The following is a 19,794-nucleotide window of genomic DNA, read 5'->3' as shown; positions in this document are numbered from 1 at the left end:
AGGGGGAAATACGATGCAAAGAAGGCCAACGTTATTAGAAGCATTTTTACCGATTATAGTTATGCTATTGCTATTAGCAATTGGTTACGGTGTTTACGGATTAAGTCCGGAGCCATTATTAATACTTGCATCTATCTTCGCTGGGGTTATTGCACTTAGGGTAGGTGTGAATTGGAATGAAATGATGCTTGGTATTCGCGAAAAGCTCGATATGGCAATGCCGGCCATATTAGTTTTGATATCAATAGGAATTTTAATTGGAAGTTGGATGATTTCAGGAACGATACCGATGATGATTTATTATGGTTTGGAATTAATTAATCCACAGTTTATTGTACTTATCGCGTTTATTGTCTCTGCAATCATTTCAATTGTAACAGGAACTTCCTGGGGATCTGCAGGTACAGTTGGCGTCGCTTTGATGGGGATTGCTACTGGGCTTGGCGCTTCATTGCCTGCGACAGCTGGTGCGATTGTTTCAGGTGCGTATTTCGGGGATAAATTATCTCCATTATCCGATACAACAAACCTCGCACCCATTGCAGCAGGGAGTGAGCTTTATGAACATATAAAGCATATGCTTTATACGACCGTTCCTGCAGCTATTGTTGCAATGATCGTTTACACAATTGCAGGGTTCAATTTATCGGCTAATGCTGTTGCAACACCAGAGGTAATGAATATCATGCTGCAGACATTAGCCGATATGTTTCATTGGAATATTATACTATTACTGCCCCCAGTCATTGTGCTTTATGGATCGATAACCAAAAAGCCAACATTGCCTACAATTATTTTTTCATCTTTTGTAGCTGCTATTATCGCAAAATTCTATCAAGATTTTGCAATAACTGATATATTTGCTGCTACTGTTACAGGGTTTGATGTTTCCATGATAAACAAGCCTGATTTTAATGCAGAAACGGTAATATTTGAAGTGACCAGGTTAGTTAATCAGGGTGGAATGCAGTCCATGACAAGTGTAATTCTGATTGCCTTTAGTGCATTTGCATTTGCAGGAATTATTACCAAAGCAGGAGCATTGGAAGTAATTATGGATGCATTGTTAAAGATTGTGAAAAAGACTGGTGATCTTATCCTATCGACTGTTGCCTCCTGCATAACAATGGCACTTGTTACTGGAAATTCATATTTATCAATTATTGTTCCAGGAGAATTATTTAAAGAAACATATCAAAAGAAAAACCTACACGCAAAAAACTTATCAAGAACATTAGAGGATTCAGGAACTGTAATTGTTCCACTTGTGCCATGGTCCTCTGCGGGTGTATATATGGCAGGGGTGCTTGGTGTCTCAACGATTAGTTATGCGCCTTGGGCAATAGTTTGTTACTTAGGCTTTATTGTCGCGATTATATCGGGATATACAGGGTTTGGGATTGAACGGATTAAAACAAGTGATTCGAAAAAGGTTAATGCTGGGTAAGAGGAATTTTTACTACTTAGTATATGGAGGCGTTCACCTTCTAGGCTTTTTTCAAGTGCTTACTCGTTTTTAAATGGTGCTATTGAGGTATAGTGTGGTATTTTTCATTGAACTTGAACATTGATGAAAAATACCACGTTATGTTTAGTTATTTGAATTTTGTTCTAGTCACATTAAATCCATCACACAAACTCCATTTTTTTAGAAATGTTAGTTGTAGAATCTAATACTAACTCAGCGTATTGGTCAAACTTAGATTCATCCATCCTAATTAAAAAGGAATCGTATGGTCATACTCTTAAGATTATTGGAATTTTAAACATAATGGGCAAGTCTACTGAAAATTAGTTGAAGGTATTTTAGGAGGACCATTCTTGATTGGAATAGTCCTAGTTGTGGTGAAAGAGGATAAGTTTATACTCTCTTCTCGCATTGGAATTATCTGTTCTTTACCAACCTATCTCTATTTCCCTAAATTATAAAATCTGCAATTCCTTAGGAAATGAAGTCAATACATCTGCTTTACCTTCTTCATTGATATAAACATTATCTTCAATTCGTACTCCTCCATAATTTGGAATATAGATTCCTGGCTCGATCGTAAATAAAAGACCTGGTTCTGCTATGTCTGCATTACTTTCGTGAATTGAAGGCTCCTCGTGCACTTCGATACCAAGACCGTGACCTATACGATTATTAAAATATTCTCCATATCCTTTTTCTTTAATAACATTTCTCGCAGCAATATCAAATGTTCTAAGTGGTACCCCTGCTTTTACAGCATCTAACCCTGCATTGGTAGATTGTAAGACAATGTTATAGATTTCTTTCTGTTTTTTAGAAGCTTCTCCTATTAAAAATGTTCGTGTTATATCTGAGCAATAACCATCTTTAATAACACCAAAATCTATCAATAGAAAGTCACCATTTTCAATGGTACGACTGCCTGGTGTTCCATGCGGTAGAGCTGATTTTTCCCCTGATAGAACAATAGTGGAAAAAGAAGGACCATCGGCACCAAATTTTCTCATTAAGTATTCTAATTCAGCAGTTAAATCCATTTCACTCATTCCGGTTTGAACTTTTTTGATACCTTCTGCTAAAACCCTTTCTATAATTTGGATTGGTTTTCTCATTTGTTCTATTTCAATTGGAGACTTCTTCATTCGCTCAGAACTGATGTAAGGTTGAATGTCGATATAGGAAGCCGTTGGGAAATTTTCTTGTAAGTGTTGATACCGAAAGATATTGACAGCTTTCTTTTCCAAACCGAAAGTTAAAATGTTCGCACTTACATTCGTTTGGAGCTTGGTAAATGGGTTTTCTTCATCTGAGATGGGTACAATGGTTTGGACGGCAGAATCATTTCGAGCGATTTCTACATCTAATGCAGGCACAAACAACGTGGTTTTTTCATTTTTGTTGTCGATGACTAGTGCCATGAAACGTTCATGTGGATTGGAGAGAAACCCAGTGTAATAAAAAACATTGGCAGGATCAGTGATCATAGCGATATCAATCTTTTCGTTTTGTAAATATACTTGAATGGATTCAAGACGCTTTATGTATTCCTTTTTCATACAAATACCTCCTTGTAGTATGTTTTTATTTTAGATTAAGATTTAAACAATAGGAAATAAAATGATAACATTAGTAACTTGGCATGAATATTTCATGTACTAAGTGATTACATCACGTGTGCGTGGTTGAAATATAAGAGAAAGTCTCACCAAACGGATAAACCTTCTCTATTGCCATCAATTATATTGAAATATTTCCTTCTGCATATTTATCGTCAGAATCAATGTTTGTGTTTGTGAATTGGTCTGGTTGCACCTTCGATTTTACTCTCATTAGAGTAATATATACAACTCCAGAAAATATTAATGACTGAAGAGCAGGGATGCCGATTGGAATAATATATTCTGTTAAGTAGCCAATAAATGAACCCAATAACATAGCGATAGTAGCCATCCAGTTCCAACCTTTATTATCAATCCATTGTTGTTTGCGAATAAAGAAGAAATCAGCAAACATAATAGCAGCTATAGAAGGATAAGTTACACCTAAAAGTATTAAAAATTCCTGGAAATATGTTAATATACCACCTAATGCTAATAAGACACCTAATAAAGAGCCAATTATGGTTAATATTGCTCTACCTTTATTTGAGTTAATATTAAACATATTTGCTGCAGCTAAACCGATAGAGTAACTTGCTACGATTTGACTTGTCCAAAGAGCAACATATAAAATAAGAAAACCCCAAATAGGAAAACCTAGATCCTGCATGACAACAACTATATCTGGGTTACCAACGCCTACCGACATGATGGCGCCAGTTAAGAAGAAGAGCAAGCCGATAATTACAATGCCTAGAGGAATTAAAGCTTGATCTTTTATTTTTGGTTTAGAGTATCTTGTATAGTCAGAAGCAATCAACCATTGAGCAACATTTGCGCCAAGTACTAAACTTATCGCTCCATAAAAAGTGATCGACTGTTCTGGATTCCAAGAAAATATCGAATCCCACCCTGTCCCTCTTAACGCTAAGTAAACTCCACCAGAAATTAATAATATACCGGCAGGAACAGCGATATAATCTGTCCATTTCATTGAGTCATATCCTAGAACTGCTGGAAGAGAAAAAACTAAACCAGATATTAAAGTGATTAGCGCCCATAGCATCCAGCTTTCAGTGTAATCAATACCTAATGTAACTGATAGGGCATTTCCAGCTACAGCTGTATTCAGGCCAAACCATCCAACGTTTAATATAACTAAAGCAAGCCCTACTAAAAATCGAGCCTGTAATGAACCGAAACTAGTTCTTGCAATCACAGATGCGGGACGCCCTGTCTTTGCACCAAGATAACCTTGTAATCCATTTCCTATCCACTGTATAATTACTAAACCAATTAATAATATCCCGATAATTTCCAAAAGGCTAAAACTGCCTGCTAATGTAGATCCCACCATAATTACTGGCACGGCAAACTCAAGTCCACCAAATATAGTGGCTGGAACGATCCAATGCTGCCTTTTCGATAAAGGTACAGCAGAAAGAGCATTGTCTTTCTTTTTGCTTTCCATAAGCTACCTCCTTGTTTTTCAATAATTAGAAGTATCTGATAATTAATATGCTATTATGGTCCAAGAAGGCGATAGAAACCCCCTCTTGAACCAGTATTGTATTCATTTAGTTATTTATTTCTATATTCTTTAGTTTTTTGTTGATTTACTTCTTGTAAATTGATATCTATTACGACACCATACTCAACCAAAGCTGTATCGATATCAATATATCCATCTAAGTAGTCTTCTAATACTAATTCTGGTAATCGTGTAAACGGATGACCAAATCCACCACCACCACCAGTTTCAACCCTCACAAAATCTCCTCTTTGAACTAGTTTTGAGTTAACTTTCAAAATCTGTTCTTGTCCTTGACTACTTTCAATAGTTACTTTTGGTGGATATCCTGTATTTCCTTCGAATATACCCCAAGCGGGATCTAGAGAACGTTCAAACCACAAAGATAGATTGGCAGATTCTGATCTAATTTCGTATTCTCTAATAACACCAAGACCTCCACGAGTTTTACCAGCACCACCGGAGTTTTTTCGGAGTCCATAAGAATTAACTTTAAGTGGATATTTTCCTTCTAACACTTCAACAGGTAGATTTTTAAAATCTCCATTAGAATTGTTGATTAAACCTGACTGGCCATCATTTTCGGAAAATGCTCCCCAACCGCCAGCAGTTGGCTCAACGTATAAGAAAGAAGATTTAGTTTTGTCGTCTTGACCTGCAACGGTAATAACCATAGAGTCCCCATAGTGTGCTGCTGCACTTTGTTCTTTTAAAACTGGAGATAATGCCTTAATTATTAGGTCGATTAGTAAACCGAGAGATGTGAAATACCAACCACAAGCAGCAGGTTCTTCGGCACTAAAAATCGTTCTTTTTGGAACAACAATGTCCATTGTTTTAAAGTTCCCACCAGTAACTGGTGAATTAGGTCCAATTAAATGTTTGAAAGCTACTCTGCATGCAGACACAGTCTGGGCCTGGCCACAGTTGGTCATTCCTTGGCGTTGTTCGCTAGATCCAGTTAAATCAATTTTTAAGTGCTCCCCTTTAATTGTTACTGTTACTTTAACAAGTACTGGCTCATCAGTAACCCCATCATTATCAAGATACCCTACTTCCTCATAAATACCGTCAGGAATACTTGAAATTTGTTCTTTATCTAAAAGCTCTGATTGCATAAAAATGTCTTTGATAGATCTGCGGAAAGTTTTAAGACCATGTTTATTGATAATATCATTTAAACGTTTTTCTCCAGTTCTGCAAGCAGCTATTTGTGCATTTAAGTCGCCCAATGCATCTTTTGTCATTCGGCTATTAATAGTGATTAGATTGATAATATCTTTTCTAGGTTCTCCACCATCGTATATTTTAGTCGGGGGGATTCTTACACCTTCTTGATAAATTTCGGTTGCATCCATTGGATAACCAGGATCTTTGGCACCTATATCCAACCAGTGTGCTCGTGTTGCAGAGAAACCAACTAGTTCTTTTTCAAAAAAGATTGGAGAGATAACTGTAATATCATTTAGATGTGAGCCAGCCAAATATGAATCATTCATAATATATATGTCACCAGGTTTGTAGTGTTTGTTCCCGCCGATGAATCTCGTTGTTTCTATAATACAGACATCTAGATTGCCTAGAAACATTGGAAGTCCTGATGATTGGCCAAGCAGTTCAGCATTTTCATTATAGATTCCGACACTACAATCCTTCATTTCATAAATGATAGGGGAGAAGGAGCTACGTGCAAGACTTTCATTCATTTCCTCAGCCGCTGAAATTAATGCATTCCGTATGATTTCGGTCGTAATAGGATTTTCTAAAAAAGTAGCTGACTTTGTATTAATCATTTTTATTCCTCCTGATAACTTCAAGATTTCCCATAGTTTCTACATGAACATGATAATTTTCTGGAACAACAATGGTAGATGTATTTGATTCAATAATGGTTGGACCATTAATAGTTTGGCCATAGGCTAAATCTTTTGTGGAGAAAACTGGTGTTTCAATCTCAATATTATTCCAAACGATATTTTTCCTTCTGATTGGTTCTGGATTTTCTACTGATTTGGTTTCAGAAAATACTTTCTCTTGAGTCTTTAAAATTCCAAAGCTGACAATTCTTAGGTTTACAACTTCCACATCGCCCTCTGGGTTATTGTGACCATACATTCTTAAGTGTGTATTATGAAATTGGTCTTTTAGATCTATTAAAGAATGAGTATTTAAACTTGATTGTAAAGGAACAGTGACAGTATATTCTTGGCCAACATAACGTAAGTCAGCTAATTTATTAAACTCAATATCTTCTTTTTTTATTTTCTGCTGTTTTAAAATTTCCTCTGCCTCTTGTTCCATATTTTGATAGATTTCATGCATTTTTGTTTGGTCCGTATTTTCTAATAGAGAAACAAAGGTTCGCACATCATCATGCCGAATATCAGTTTGTAACATTCCCCAGGCTGAAAAGGTACCAGCGAGAGTTGGAATAATAATTCGCTTAATACCCAGATTTTCAGCAATTAGCATGGAGTGCATCGGGCCTGCTCCACCAAAAGCTACAAGGGAAAAATCACGTGGGTCGATTCCCTTAGAGATAGTTAAAGTTCGTATTGCATCAGCCATTTTAGAATTAGCAATTTCACAGATACCTTCTGCAGTTTCGATAACTCTTAAACCTAGTTGGTGTGCTAGTTTTTCAATAGCTTTGTATGCTGCTTGCCAATCTAGTTTCATCTTTCCACCTAAAAAACCTTCAGCATCGATTCGGCCTAAAATTAAATTGGCGTCTGTTACAGTTGCATCCGTTCCACCATTTCCATAACAAGCAGGACCGGGAGTGGCACCAGCACTGTGTGGTCCTACACGTAATCCGCCTCCTTCAATCCAAGCAATGGATCCCCCGCCAGCGCCAATCGTATGCATATTAACCATTGCGGATAAAATAGGGAATTTTTCGATATTTGATTCGGAGGTTATGTCGGGTTCGCCGTTGATAACCATACTTACATCAAAGCTGGTTCCTCCCATATCTATACAAATTAGATTTTCTTTTTTGATGCTTTGTCCTAATTTTAGACTTCCCATGGTACCACCAACAGGACCTGATAATAAGGTTTGAATAGGTTTTACCTTGGCGATTTCCGATGTCATAACCCCACCATTAGACTGCATAATGTAAAGATCTTTATTTAACCCTCTATGGTCAATTTCTTCTTCAAATTCTGCTAAGTACTTTTCAACGATAGGGGCAATATAACCATTAATTATTGTTGTGCTAGTTCGCTCATATTCTCGCCATTCACGAACCATTTCATGGGATAGTGATACGGAGATACTTGGCAATTTTTCCTGAATAACTTTTTTCACTTGCTTTTCATGGTCTGGATTCTTATAAGAGTGTAAAAGACAAACAGATACGGAATCATAGCCATTATTTGAAATTTCATTTATAACCTCATTTAAATCGTCAATGTTTAAAGGGTTCTCTACATCTCCGTCCACTAAAACCCGTTCATCCACTTCAAAAATATGACGACGCTTGATTAAAGGAGTAGGTTGGCGATATTGAATATTGTAAATTTCGGATCGATTGGCACGTCCTATTTCGTATAAATCCCTAAATCCTTTTGTTACAAGTAAAGCCATTTTTGCACCTTTTCTCTCTAAAAATGCATTTAAGCCAGCAGTCGTCCCATGGACGAAAAAGTCAACTTCTTTAAAATCACCTACCATTCTTGTAATTCCGTTTAATACACCTTCTGATAAATTCTGTTGTGTTGTTGGTACCTTTTCTGTTCTATAGACTCCAGTATTATTATCAAATAACACTACGTCTGTGAAGGTTCCGCCGATATCTGCGGCTAATCGATATCTGGTCATTTAATTATGCCTCCCCTGATATTATTATTTAAATATAAATTAAACGCTTTCATAAATTGTACATGCAACAACTGTGCCAACTATAAAATTTGTTGTAAAGTCTATAGGTTTTTATATAAAGGGATTCCATTAGTAGCATTCTTTTTATAAATATTTTTACAAAAGTGTGTAGGCGTTTTAAAGAATTTTTACATAATGCCTGCTGATGGTTATTATTCTGCAAGTGTATAAAAATTAAAAAAACTGTACAGTATTATTTACCAAGTATTCCTCCCACTCCTCCTGAATCCTCCTTCTCCCACTATCCACCTCTGGATGAAATTGAATATAAGCATTCTTTCTCGTATCTGCTCCTTGTTGGACAGCATCTTTTAAATCTTCGTCTAACTGATGTTTCCCACTGCGTTTAGCGATTGATAACCCAGCAATTTTTCCTTGGGCAGCGGCAACTTTTGCTCCTTCTATACCTGTAATATTTCCTGCGACAAATAAACCTTCTACTGGTGTCATCATTTGTTCATTATGTAATGGTACATATCCACCGAGTTCCTCAATATAATGAAAAGGACATCCAGTTAGTGCTGCTAGTTCTGCTAAAGGATAAAGACCGCCAGCAATACAGACAAAGTCAACAGCGATGTTTTCTTCACTACCTTCGATAACCTCGCCTTTACTGCTAATCGAAGCGATGGTTACTCCTTCTACTTCCTGCTCTCCGTAAATTTCAATAACAGCTTTTTTTAGTTGAATGGGAATGTCCCACATTTTCACACCATTTCTAGGATAAAATGTAACACCTAATTCTTTCATGAAATTATTTTTCATTAATTTGCTTCCTAATTTTACAAAAGTAGAAGGGGCCATATGAGCAACGTGAAGTAATGAATCTAATACCTTCTTGGGATGTGCAGATTCATGCGTAATTTGATTGTTTTTCGGTAAGGCAAGACAAGCAATATCTACCCCAGCGAGTTTTAATTCCATGGCGATAGCGGACGATAGAACATTAATACCTATAATAAGTCCACGGTTCCCGGGTTTTACACGATGTACATTCGTCATTATCTGGGCTGCTCCAATAGACATAACACCAGGCAATGTCCAGCCGGGGATTGGTACTGGAGCCTCAGCAGCTCCGGTTGCTAGTAATAGATTAGTTGTTTGAAAGGTTTCTTTATCTGTGTAAACCACCCATAGACTATCTTTCTTTTCAATATTAAAGACAGGTGTTTCTAAATAGAATTGAACACCAAGATTTACTGCTTGTTGGAACAACTTTTTAGATTCATTAATTCCATTCCACCAAGAACCATCTGGCTGTTCATAAAGTTGACCTAGCAAACGACCGCCTGGTTTCATGTACTCATCGATAACACTTACTTCTAATCCCTTTTGAGCACATGTAATAGCTGCTGTTAATCCAGCAGGACCGGACCCAATAATAATGACATTATTCATCAGAAGACCTCCAATCCCTTACTGGTGTTGGCAGTTTGCCATGGCTTTCCACGATCATATTCCCTTTTAATGGGGTAAGGCATGCACGAACTCCTTGCTTGCCGTTTATACTTACTCTGCATTCAAAACAATGACCGATGTTACAATAGATTCCTCGTGATGAACCACTTTCTTCGTGATGGCGAAGGGTGCGAATTTCATTTGCTAACAGTGCAGCAGCTAAAGATTCGTCTTCATAGCCTGTATATTGTTTATCATTAAAGGTAAAGGTAACTGCTTTTTTCTTTTCTAGCTTTCCGAGTATTGGGTGGTCGGTGACGCGCAATGTCATTTTCCTTCTCCTCCTAAATCCACGAAATTAACAGGTCTAATTGGTGCTTGATATTTTAATGATATATTTTTCTTGCTTTGCTCACTTCCGACTTGCTTTGCAACTTGATCTACGATGCTTCGGCAGGTTCTCCCGCCACAGTAGCCCATTCCTGCGCGTGTTCTGAGCTTTAATTCTCTTGCCGAGCAGCTATAGGTTATTGCTGTATCTAATAATTCTTGATATGTTACTTCTTCACATCTGCAAATTATCATTTCACTTTCTCTCAATTGAATCACCTCATCTTTTTCTCAACGTTATTCATGCAATAATCGTGCCAACTTTTAAAAGAGACGGGCTTTCAATTTTTTATTCCAAGTTTATTTAAACGGTTATATAGGGTAGCTCTAGTGATTTGTAACTTTCTAGCAACGGCATTCTTGTTACCACTTTCATTATCGAGTTCATGTAAAAGTATTTTCCGTTCAACCTCTTGAAGTCGGTCAGCTAATGGACGAGAATCATTTTTGTAAATAGAGGTCATCGAATTGGTTTTAATTGCTAATCCATCAATTTCAAAAGGTAAATGCTCTAATTTAACCTGACCATCTTCCGAGAAAACAATTAAGCGCTCGATAACATTTTTTAGCTCCCTGATATTACCTTGCCATTCATGGTTTAACAGGGCCTGCATTACTTCCTGGGAAATTCCATAAATTGGCCGGTTATATTTAATGGATATCTCATATAAAAAGTAATGTGTTAATTCAATGATGTCTTCTGGTCGCTTGCGTAACGGTGGAATTTCAAGACTTACCACATTTAATCGATAATAAAGGTCTTCGCGAAATTTACCTTCCTCAACTAAATCCTTTAAGATACGATTCGTTGCAGCAATCACTCTAAAATCAACTGTTTTCTCTTTCGTTCCACCAACCGCATAGAATTTCTTTTCTTGGAGTAGCCGTAAGAGTTTTACTTGCATTTCTAAAGGCATTTCTCCAATTTCATCTAGAAATAAGGTTCCCCCTTGTGCTAGTTCGACCTTTCCTTTTTTTCCTTTATTGTCCGCTCCAGAGAAAGCCCCTTTTTCATAGCCAAACATTTCACTTTCAAATAGAGAGGAAGGAATGGCGCCACAGTTGATGGCAATAAAAGGAGCTTTATTGCCTTCGCGAATTGTATGAATTGCTTTGGCAAAAAGTTCCTTTCCTACTCCGCTTTCTCCATGAATTAATATGTTTGTAGACGTACTTGCTGCCTTCTCAGCCATGGAAGTTGTTTTCTTAAGGGTTTTACTGTTACCGCGAATAAGTTTAAATGGATCTGAGGGTATGAATCGATTTGTTTCTCTTTCAAGTTCAAATAGTTTTTCTGATGCATTGTTTAATTCATTATTTAATCGTATTTGGCTTGTTATATCTATCTCAGAGACGACCGCGCCAATTATTTGGTCTTCTAAATAAACAGGAGTGGAGTTGATTAACACGACAAGGTCTTCTCTTGCTTTATGCTGTTTGTGCTGAAGGGAATCGCCGTTTTTTAAGGTGTTTAGCAGCTCGAGCCGTTCAGGACTGAAGAAGTCTGTAATTGGCTTTCCAATGATATCTTTTTGTTTTACAGAAAACAGCTTCTCTGCCCCTTTTGTCCACACGAGTACATTCTGATTAGCATCAATAACAGTACATGACCCATCTATTGTTTCTAAAATAGCTTGATAATAAGCATTTAATTGTTTGTACTCTTTTCTAAGCAACTTAAATAAATCGAATGTACTGAGATATCCTATGTAGTTTTTCTTCTCTTTTAAGACAATGAATCGATGTTTTTCTAACAATATCATTGCTTCGTTTACATGTATATCTGCTGAAACCTCTTTGCATGGATAATAGTTTAAGTGGTCTGTATCGGGAATCAATTCAATTAAGTAGACATTTTCTTGGTTTTTAAAAAGGAGCTTTTTTGGTTTATTGGTTTGAAGTAAACTTCTAAGCTCTTTCTCATCATCTTTTCTATCTGTAATGGTAAAAAAATCTTGTTTCATAGCTAATTTAAATTCTTTTTCAAAATTCATTTGGTTAACCTCCTTGTGTATAAAAAGTTTTACAGGTTTATAAATAATTTTACATCAACATATTCAGAAAACAATGTATGTTATGAAAATAGAGTGAATATTGTTGGCATGCATTTTGCATATTAACTCGTAACAGCGTCTTGAAAGGAGGTATTAAAAATGGGAAATGCAAAGCATCGTGACATTGTAGTTATTGGTGGGGGAATTATCGGGGCAGCTATAGCCTATTATGGAGCAAAAGCAGGATTGGAGATAACGGTGTTAGAAAAGAATGAACTAGCTAGTGGAACATCTTCAAGGTGTGATGGAAACATTTTGGCTATAGACAAAGATCCAGGCTTTGATAGTCAAATGTCTTTAAAAAGTCAGCAACTGGTACATGAATTGAGTAAGGATCTAGAGCAACCATTTGAGTATCGTAACCCAGGGAGTATTTTGGTTTGTGAGAATGATGAAGAAATGGAAGCAGCACATAAGTGGGTGCAGCAACAAAAGGGTGCTGGATTGGATTTTCGAATGCTTGATCGGTCTGATTTAAAAAATGAATCGAAGTATTTTGCAGATGATCTATTCGGTGGACTGGAATGTAAGACCGATTCGACAGTAAATCCATACATGCTAACTTTTTCTATGTTTCATCGTGCTGAAAAGTTTGGAGCAAAGGTACATACGAAGACAGAGGTAACAAATGTAGCCAAAAATCAATCTGGCCAATTTGCTATTGAAACAACGAATGGCAAATTTACAGCGAACAAAGTGGTGAATGCATGTGGGGTATGGGCACCTTTTATTGGAGAAATGTTAGAAGTGACTATTCCCATTAAACCAAGAAAAGGACAGCTTATTGTAGCATCGAGACAGCAACCTGTAGGATTGCGAAAGGTAATGGAATTCGGTTATCTTATTTCAAAGTTTGGTGGCGAAAGACAAGTGGATGAATTGACAGAAAAATATGGGGTTGCCCTAGTGTTTGAACCAACGGAAAGCCAAAATTTTCTGATTGGGAGTAGTAGGGAATTCAATGGGTTCGATACGACTGTGAATCATGAAGTAACGAAGTATATTGCGAGAAGGGCTGTTCGCTTTTATCCGAAGATAGCGGATATGACAGTTATTCGGACCTACGCTGGTTTACGACCGTGGACAGAGGATCACCTGCCTATCGTTTCTCATGTAGAAGAAGTTCCTGGTTTTTATATTGCAGCAGGGCATGAAGGAGATGGAATTAGCTTGGCGGCTGTGACAGGAAAACTTATCGAAGAAATGTTATCAGAGAAACAAAACTGCATACCAGTTCAACCGCTTCGCCATGATCGATTTAAAGAAAGGGTGGTTCAATAGATGAAGTTTCAGCGTCTATTTTCAACAATTGATACACATACTGGTGGAAATCCAACACGGACCGTTATTAGTGGACTTCCACCGATTAAGGGAAATACGATGTCAGAAAAAATGCTTTATATGGATGAACATTACGATTGGATTCGAAAATTTTTAATGAATGAGCCTAGAGGACATGAGGTGATGTCAGGTGCTCTACTTGTAGAACCGTGCCACCCTGAGGCGGATTTCGGGGTCATTTACATCGAAACGGGCGGATATCTTCCAATGTGTGGTCATGATACTATTGGCTGCTGTACTGCGTTAATTGAAGCAGGTCTGGTCGAGGTTTCTGAGCCATATACCTATCTTAAATTAGATACTCCAGCTGGCTTAATTAAAGTCACCATTAAAGTGACTAATGGCAAAGCAGAAGAAGTAACCTTTTCCAATGTTCCTTCCTTTCTATTAAAGACCATCAAAATAGATGTAGAAGGAATTGGAGAAGTGGAATGTGATATTGCTTATGGGGGAAATTTCTATGGCATTATTGATGCTAGAAAACTAGGAATTGAATTAACAAAAGAAAATGCTTCCTCGATTATTGAAAAAGCAATTACCATTCGCAATACAATTAATGCTACGGAGAAGATAGTACATCCAGAATTTCCATTTATCCATGGGTTAACGCATATTGAATTTTACACAGATCCTGTTCATCCAGAAGCAGATGTGAAGAATACTGTTGTCGTTCCTCCTGGTGGAATCGATCGTTCGCCATGTGGTACAGGTACGTCTGCAAAGTTATCAGTTATGTATCACAAAGGTGAAATAGCAGAAAACGAATTGTTTGTGCATGAGAGTATTGTTGGTTCTTTATTTAAAGCAAGAATTTTAAATACAACTATTGTAAAGAATGTAGGAGCTGTTATTCCAGAAGTTACTGGTTCAGCCTGGTTAATGGGTATGCACCGGTTTTTCTATAATGAGGAAGATCCGCTTAAAGAAGGCTTTTTACTTATTCCCCCAATGGAACATGAAATGGAGGATATAACATGAAGATTAAAACAACTTACACAGCAACCGATGTACACGTAGCAGGGGAAGCTTACCGAATTATTAAGGACGTACCATTTAGTTATTATCAAAGTTTACATGAGCTGAATGAGCAGTTTCCAATTATCTACGAGCTAGAAATAAAACTTCTTTTAAATGAGCCACGTGGATTTGCTGGACTGAATGGCTGTTTGGTCGTTCCGCCTTTTAGAAGTGGTGCCGATGTAGCTGTTGTCTTTTTTGATCATGATGGAACTGTTCCAATGCAATATGGTGGAATTGTTGCGGTCCTAACCGCATTACTGGAGTCTGGGCAGTTAAAGGCAAAACCTTCAGCTAAATATAACATTGAAACCGTCAGCGGTATTGTTACTGTTACGGCTACTCTACAAGACGATGAAGTAAAAGCTGTTGCGTTAAAAAGCGAGCCATACCAGGTTGTAAAAACCAATGTGCCAGTCTCCTATTTAGATTTACAAGCAGAAGTTGCTTTCGTTCAAGGCGATCATTTTTATGCGATTTATGATAAAGCAGGGCTGCCTTTTGATATTACGATCGAGAACCTTTCCGACATTAATCAATGGGGGAAAAAGGCGATTGAAGCCCTGGGAGGCAACCATGCTTTCAGCCGAATCATCTTGCTGGATCATTCGGAGAAAAATAAAGGCAAAATCAATACGGTAACATTCCGTCCAGATGCTTATATTGTTCGTTCTCCAGGGTTTGGCACACTAGCTGCTTGCAGTACTTATTTATTAGAAAATGGCGATATATGTGCAGATAGGCAAATTGAAAATGAAAGTATTTTTAATGCTAAATTGATCGGTGAACTTTCAACAGAAGTTGAAGGCGTTTACAGTTTTAGTTTTTCAGCCCGCGGATTTATTACGGGTATACAGACATATGTTTTAGATCCGACAGATCCATTATCTGAAGGGTTTTTATTAAAATAAGAAATTAATTAAACAGGAGGAAAATAGAATGACTACAATCAGAGGGGCTTATCCAGTATTAATTACGCCAATGACACAGGAACAGAAAATCGATTGGGATGGTGTAAAGAATAATGTTCATTACTTCGTGGACCAAGGTGTAGCAGGTATCGTCATCAACGGAAGTACGGGTGAATTTGTCAGTCTATCAAAAGAAGAGAAATTCCAAATGGTAGCAACTGTTATGGAGGAAGTAGGTGGCCGTATTCCTGTTATTGTTGGTACTGCTGCTGAAACAACAAAAGAAACAATTGAACATACAAAGCAGGCTGAAGCTCATGAAGCTGCTGGTGCGCTAATCATTCCACCTTACTATATGAAACCAAAGGAAAATGAAATGTACCATCATTTTAAAGAAGTATCTCGTGTTACAAATCTACCAATTATGCTTTATAACAACCCATTTACTTCTGGTGTGAATATGAGTACAGATTTAATGCTACAGATTGGTAAGGAGTGTGAAAATGTCCGTCTTATTAAGGAATCAAGCGGTGAAATTGACAAGGTAAGAGATCTTGCACGAAAAGGCAAGGGGGATTTTGAAGTATTCTGCGGCGCTGAAGAACTTGTGATGGAGTCTTACTTCGTTGGAGCAACTGGATGGATTTCTGTTGCAGGTAATATCGTGCCAAAGCTTGTTACAGACATGTATAACCATTTCCAAAAAGGTGAGTTGGAAGAAGCATGGGCAATCAATGATCGAATTTTACCGCTTTGTACGTTCCTTGAAGGATCAGGAAAGTATGTGCAAATCGTGAAGAGAGCGATGGAATTAACCGGTAATGCTGGCGGTCCTGCAAGATTCCCTCGTTTAGGTCTATCTCCAGAGGAAGATGAGAAGCTAAAGGAATTACTGGCAAATTTAGAAACCGTAAATAACTAAAAATTAGTGAAGGAGCGAGAACATGCAAGCGACCTATAATTTGAAACCGAAAGTACAAGAATTTTTGAAAGGAATCAAAGGATTATATATCAATGGGGAGTATGTACCAGCGATTAGTGGTAAAACGTTTTCTGTTGTTAATCCTGCTAATGAAGAGGTCATCACAGAAGTAAGTGAAGCGCAGGAGGAAGATATTAACGTGGCCGTAGCTGCAGCAAGAAAAGCATTTGATGAAGGCGAATGGGCAAAAATGGAGGCAGCTGAACGCTCCCATCTAATCTATAAGTTTGCGGATCTTTTAGAAGAAAATAGAGAAGAACTTGCACAGCTGGAATCATTGGATAACGGAAAGCCCTACATGATTGCTTTGGAAGATGATATTGATGGAACGATTCAGCATTTTAGATATTATGCTGGATGGGCAACGAAGATATTTGGCAAAACCACTCAAATTTCCAAGGATTATGTAACCTATACGGTACACGAACCCGTTGGAGTGGTAGGTCAAATTATTCCTTGGAATTTCCCGCTTGCCATGGCAGGTTGGAAGCTCGGGTCTGCACTTGCTGTTGGCTGTACGGTTGTTATTAAGCCAGCAACTGAAACACCGTTATCTCTTCTCTATGTAGCACAGCTGTTTAAAAAAGCTGGATTTCCAGATGGAGTTGTGAATATTGTTCCTGGAACAGGAAGTATAGCGGGGGGAGCAATCATTACGCATAAAGACGTGGACAAGGTAGCATTCACTGGTTCAACAGCTGTCGGAAAAGAAGTCATGAAAAAAGCTGCAGACCAAATTAAAGGTATTACGCTCGAACTTGGCGGAAAATCGCCAGCGATTATTTTAGATGATGCCAATCTTGAGGAAGCAATTGAAGGGGCATTTAACGGAACGATGTACAATCATGGGCAAAACTGCAGTGCTTGTACGCGTGTATTTGTACAGCGAAATATTTATGACCGTGTTGTGGAAGCATTTGCAGAGCGGGCAAAAGCACTGAAGCTAGGTGATGGAATGAACCCTGGAACGGAAATGGGTCCACTTGTTTCAGCTAAACAGCATCAAACGGTTCTTAACTATATTGAAGAAGGTAAGAATGAAGGGGCACTTCTTGTCGCAGGCGGTGAGAAGGCATTTGAAAAAGGATACTTTGTACAGCCAACTATTTTCGCTGATGTAGAAGATGATATGGTAATTGCCCGTGAAGAGATCTTTGGCCCGGTCATGTCCATTTTCGTATTTGATTCGATTGAAGAAGTTATTAAGCGAGCTAATGATAGTGACTACGGCTTAGCAGCAAGTGTTTGGACAGAAAACATTAAAAAGGCTCATTATATTTCTGGGAAGCTTCAATCAGGTACTGTTTGGATTAATGATTTTGGTCTTGAATGGGAAACAATGCCTTTTGGCGGCTACAAACAATCAGGAATTGGCAGAGAAATGGGTGGAGAGTATGGGTTACAAAACTATACGGAAGTTAAAAGTGTATTTGTTAACATCAAGCAGAATAACTAGAATTCTAGAATAATAACCGGATACAGTTCGTATGGAGGCGGTGGAGTGGGGCTGTTTCATAGTTTCATACCACCTCCTCTCTTTTTATATGAAAATGATTAATATTTTGCAAGATATAAAGAGAGAAACTATTTAATTGTGAGGAGGGATAAGATGGAGGAGTTGGTGAGTAAAGCATCGGGTATGGTTTGGAGTCTTGGTTTGGTGGCGTTTGCACTTGGTGCAGGATTGTTTTTTTCCATTTTGACGCGTTTTGTACAAGTTAGATATTTCAAGGAAATGATTAAGCTTCTTTTTGAAAAAGGTAACTCCGAATCGGGTGTGACCTCTTTTCAGGCGTTTTCTATGGCGTTAGCCGGCCGGGTCGGTATTGGAAATATTGCCGGGGTCGCCACTGCGATTGCATTTGGTGGTCCGGGAGCAGTTTTTTGGATGTGGGTCATGGCTTTATTAGGAGGCGCAAGTGCTGTTATCGAATCCACTCTTGCTCAGGTTTATAAAGTAAAAGATGGTAATCAATACCGAGGAGGAACCCCTTATTTTATTGAAAAAGGATTAAATATGAAGTGGTTCGGGGTGCTTGTTGCCATTGTTGTTACCCTGTGTTACGGAATTTTAGTTCCTGGTATTCAGGCCAACACAATTGCTGTTGGATTCGAAAACACAATTGGTCTTAATAAAAGCATTACTGGCATTGTTCTTGTTGCATTACTTGCCATCATTATTTTTGGCGGTGTTAAGCGAATTGCTACTGTTTCGGAAAAAGTTGTTCCTTTCATGGCTTTAGGGTATGTAATTATCACTTTCATTCTTTTATTTGCAAATGCGACAGAAATTCCAGCGATGCTTTGGTTGATTATTTCAAGTGCATTTGGAGCGAATGAAATGTTTGGCGGAATTATCGGTGCAGCTATTGCATGGGGCGTTAAAAGAGCAGTATTCTCTAACGTTGCTGGTGTAGGGGAAGGAACCTATAGTTCAGCCGCAGCGAATGTATCCCATCCAGCTAAACAAGGCCTTGTTCAAGGATTTTCCGTCTATATTGATACCATCATAGTTTGTACAGCTACTGCACTTATGATTCTAATCACTGGTATGTACAGCGTTACACCAGAAGGGCAGCAGCCAATTGTAGAGAATATCTCAGGTGTTGAGGCCGGACCAATGTGGACACAGGCGGCTGTTGAAAGTGTTATCCCTGGATTTGGCGGTTTGTTTATTGCGATTGCTATCTTCTTCTTTGCCTTTACAACACTGATGGCTTACTACTATATTTCTGAAACAACTCTCATTTACCTTGGTAGAAAGAGAAATCTAAAAGGGTTAAAGTTAGGCCTAATGATTATTTTCTTAGGAATGATTTACTTTGGAAGTGTTAAAAATGCATCCCTGTTATGGGCACTTGGCGACTTAGGCTTCGGTAGCATGGCCTGGCTTAACTTAGTGGCTATTTTATTTCTAACTAAGACGGCTTTAAAAGTATTTAAAGATTATGAAATACAGAAGAAGGCAGGAATTGACCCAGTCTTTGATCCAATTAAACTTGGTATTAAAGGTGCTGATTTCTGGGAAAAGAAAGTGAAAGAGAGCAATTCAAAAGGTAAGAAGGAAGTTGGGTAAGTAGTTGGAAACAGAGGAGACGATACATTTTTAAGGACAAAACTTAAAGGCTCTAGGAGAAACCCCAGAATAAATTATAATAGTAAGCGTAGTATCATTCATTAGTTTTTGGTGAAGATACCACGCTTTTTTTATTAAAT

Annotated in this window: 15 protein-coding genes; 7 read left to right on the top strand and 8 right to left on the bottom strand. The window is 37.9% G+C overall.

Going from position 1 to position 19,794, the window contains the following annotated elements; all coding sequences use genetic code 11:
• Window positions 1-13 precede the first annotated feature (13 nt).
• Window positions 14-1,447 (top strand): Na+/H+ antiporter NhaC, encoded by a 1,434-nt coding sequence (nhaC, locus tag D1B32_RS19690; protein WP_118890228.1) that lies wholly within the window; start codon window positions 14-16, stop codon window positions 1,445-1,447.
• Between the two features lie 476 nt (window positions 1,448-1,923).
• Here nhaC and D1B32_RS19685 read toward each other — a convergent pair whose 3' ends face one another.
• The 8 genes from D1B32_RS19685 to D1B32_RS19650 form a co-directional block, all read right to left on the bottom strand.
• Entirely contained in the window at window positions 1,924-3,027 is a 1,104-nt protein-coding gene (locus D1B32_RS19685) for a M24 family metallopeptidase (RefSeq protein WP_118890227.1), read from the bottom strand.
• A gap of 181 nt (window positions 3,028-3,208) precedes the next feature.
• Complete coding sequence (locus D1B32_RS19680; protein ID WP_118890226.1) at window positions 3,209-4,540, bottom strand: purine-cytosine permease family protein; 1,332 nt, start codon at window positions 4,538-4,540, stop codon at window positions 3,209-3,211.
• 110 nt (window positions 4,541-4,650) lie between these two features.
• Entirely contained in the window at window positions 4,651-6,393 is a 1,743-nt protein-coding gene (locus tag D1B32_RS19675; RefSeq protein WP_118890225.1) for a hydantoinase B/oxoprolinase family protein, read from the bottom strand.
• Window positions 6,386-8,425: a hydantoinase/oxoprolinase family protein gene (locus D1B32_RS19670; RefSeq protein ID WP_118890224.1), complete on the bottom strand. Its 2,040-nt coding sequence runs from the start codon at window positions 8,423-8,425 to the stop codon at window positions 6,386-6,388. Before D1B32_RS19670 ends, D1B32_RS19675 begins: the two co-directional genes overlap by 8 nt.
• 234 nt (window positions 8,426-8,659) lie before the next feature.
• The gene (locus tag D1B32_RS19665) at window positions 8,660-9,883 is read right to left on the bottom strand and encodes an NAD(P)/FAD-dependent oxidoreductase (protein WP_118890223.1); all 1,224 of its coding nucleotides are present in this window, start codon (window positions 9,881-9,883) and stop codon (window positions 8,660-8,662) included.
• Window positions 9,876-10,214 carry a (2Fe-2S)-binding protein gene (locus tag D1B32_RS19660; protein WP_118890222.1) on the bottom strand — a complete coding sequence of 113 codons (339 nt, stop codon included), beginning with the start codon at window positions 10,212-10,214 and terminating at the stop codon, window positions 9,876-9,878. The genes D1B32_RS19665 and D1B32_RS19660 overlap by 8 nt, the downstream gene beginning before the upstream one ends.
• Window positions 10,211-10,483, bottom strand: a complete 273-nt coding sequence (locus D1B32_RS19655; protein ID WP_118890221.1) for a (2Fe-2S)-binding protein — start codon at window positions 10,481-10,483, stop codon at window positions 10,211-10,213. The genes D1B32_RS19660 and D1B32_RS19655 overlap by 4 nt, the downstream gene beginning before the upstream one ends.
• Before the next feature lie 71 nt (window positions 10,484-10,554).
• A complete protein-coding gene (locus D1B32_RS19650) occupies window positions 10,555-12,267 on the bottom strand; it encodes a sigma-54 interaction domain-containing protein (protein ID WP_240033854.1) in 1,713 nt (570 codons plus the stop codon).
• A gap of 159 nt (window positions 12,268-12,426) precedes the next feature.
• Here D1B32_RS19650 and D1B32_RS19645 point away from each other — a divergent pair, with 159 nt between their 5' ends.
• The 6 genes from D1B32_RS19645 to D1B32_RS19620 all read left to right on the top strand — a co-directional run bounded on the left by D1B32_RS19645 (window position 12,427) and on the right by D1B32_RS19620 (window position 19,654).
• Window positions 12,427-13,608, top strand: a complete 1,182-nt coding sequence (locus D1B32_RS19645; protein WP_118890220.1) for an NAD(P)/FAD-dependent oxidoreductase — start codon at window positions 12,427-12,429, stop codon at window positions 13,606-13,608.
• Window positions 13,609-14,646 carry a proline racemase family protein gene (locus D1B32_RS19640; RefSeq protein ID WP_118890219.1) on the top strand — a complete coding sequence of 346 codons (1,038 nt, stop codon included), beginning with the start codon at window positions 13,609-13,611 and terminating at the stop codon, window positions 14,644-14,646.
• A complete protein-coding gene (locus tag D1B32_RS19635) occupies window positions 14,643-15,596 on the top strand; it encodes a proline racemase family protein (RefSeq protein ID WP_118890218.1) in 954 nt (317 codons plus the stop codon). Before D1B32_RS19640 ends, D1B32_RS19635 begins: the two co-directional genes overlap by 4 nt.
• A 28-nt stretch (window positions 15,597-15,624) precedes the next feature.
• Window positions 15,625-16,518 carry a 4-hydroxy-tetrahydrodipicolinate synthase gene (gene dapA / locus D1B32_RS19630; RefSeq protein WP_118890217.1) on the top strand — a complete coding sequence of 298 codons (894 nt, stop codon included), beginning with the start codon at window positions 15,625-15,627 and terminating at the stop codon, window positions 16,516-16,518.
• Window positions 16,519-16,540: 22 nt separating this feature from the next.
• On the top strand, window positions 16,541-18,034 hold the full coding sequence (locus D1B32_RS19625; RefSeq protein ID WP_118890216.1) for an aldehyde dehydrogenase family protein: 1,494 nt from the start codon (window positions 16,541-16,543) through the stop codon (window positions 18,032-18,034).
• A gap of 153 nt (window positions 18,035-18,187) precedes the next feature.
• A complete protein-coding gene (locus D1B32_RS19620; protein WP_118890215.1) occupies window positions 18,188-19,654 on the top strand; it encodes an alanine/glycine:cation symporter family protein in 1,467 nt (488 codons plus the stop codon).
• The last annotated feature ends 140 nt before the right edge of the window (window positions 19,655-19,794 follow it).

Origin of the sequence: Oceanobacillus profundus, from assembly GCF_003515705.1 — a bacterium.
GTDB lineage: Bacteria > Bacillota > Bacilli > Bacillales > Amphibacillaceae > Oceanobacillus > Oceanobacillus profundus.
The sequence above is the reverse complement of the archived record's forward strand: the minus strand, read 5'-3'. Positions and strand labels throughout refer to the sequence as shown.

Excerpts from the sequence above, each read along its gene's own strand:
- nhaC (WP_118890228.1), top strand. The coding sequence starts at position 14 with ATGCAAAGAAGGCCAACGTTATTAGAAGCATTTTTACCGATTATAGTT.
- D1B32_RS19685 (WP_118890227.1), bottom strand. The coding sequence starts at position 3,027 with ATGAAAAAGGAATACATAAAGCGTCTTGAATCCATTCAAGTATATTTA.
- D1B32_RS19680 (WP_118890226.1), bottom strand. The coding sequence starts at position 4,540 with ATGGAAAGCAAAAAGAAAGACAATGCTCTTTCTGCTGTACCTTTATCG.
- D1B32_RS19675 (WP_118890225.1), bottom strand. The coding sequence starts at position 6,393 with ATGATTAATACAAAGTCAGCTACTTTTTTAGAAAATCCTATTACGACC.
- D1B32_RS19670 (WP_118890224.1), bottom strand. The coding sequence starts at position 8,425 with ATGACCAGATATCGATTAGCCGCAGATATCGGCGGAACCTTCACAGAC.
- D1B32_RS19665 (WP_118890223.1), bottom strand. The coding sequence starts at position 9,883 with ATGAATAATGTCATTATTATTGGGTCCGGTCCTGCTGGATTAACAGCA.
- D1B32_RS19660 (WP_118890222.1), bottom strand. The coding sequence starts at position 10,214 with ATGACATTGCGCGTCACCGACCACCCAATACTCGGAAAGCTAGAAAAG.
- D1B32_RS19650 (WP_240033854.1), bottom strand. The coding sequence starts at position 12,267 with ATGAATTTTGAAAAAGAATTTAAATTAGCTATGAAACAAGATTTTTTT.
- D1B32_RS19645 (WP_118890220.1), top strand. The coding sequence starts at position 12,427 with ATGGGAAATGCAAAGCATCGTGACATTGTAGTTATTGGTGGGGGAATT.
- D1B32_RS19640 (WP_118890219.1), top strand. The coding sequence starts at position 13,609 with ATGAAGTTTCAGCGTCTATTTTCAACAATTGATACACATACTGGTGGA.
- D1B32_RS19635 (WP_118890218.1), top strand. The coding sequence starts at position 14,643 with ATGAAGATTAAAACAACTTACACAGCAACCGATGTACACGTAGCAGGG.
- dapA (WP_118890217.1), top strand. The coding sequence starts at position 15,625 with ATGACTACAATCAGAGGGGCTTATCCAGTATTAATTACGCCAATGACA.
- D1B32_RS19625 (WP_118890216.1), top strand. The coding sequence starts at position 16,541 with ATGCAAGCGACCTATAATTTGAAACCGAAAGTACAAGAATTTTTGAAA.
- D1B32_RS19620 (WP_118890215.1), top strand. The coding sequence starts at position 18,188 with ATGGAGGAGTTGGTGAGTAAAGCATCGGGTATGGTTTGGAGTCTTGGT.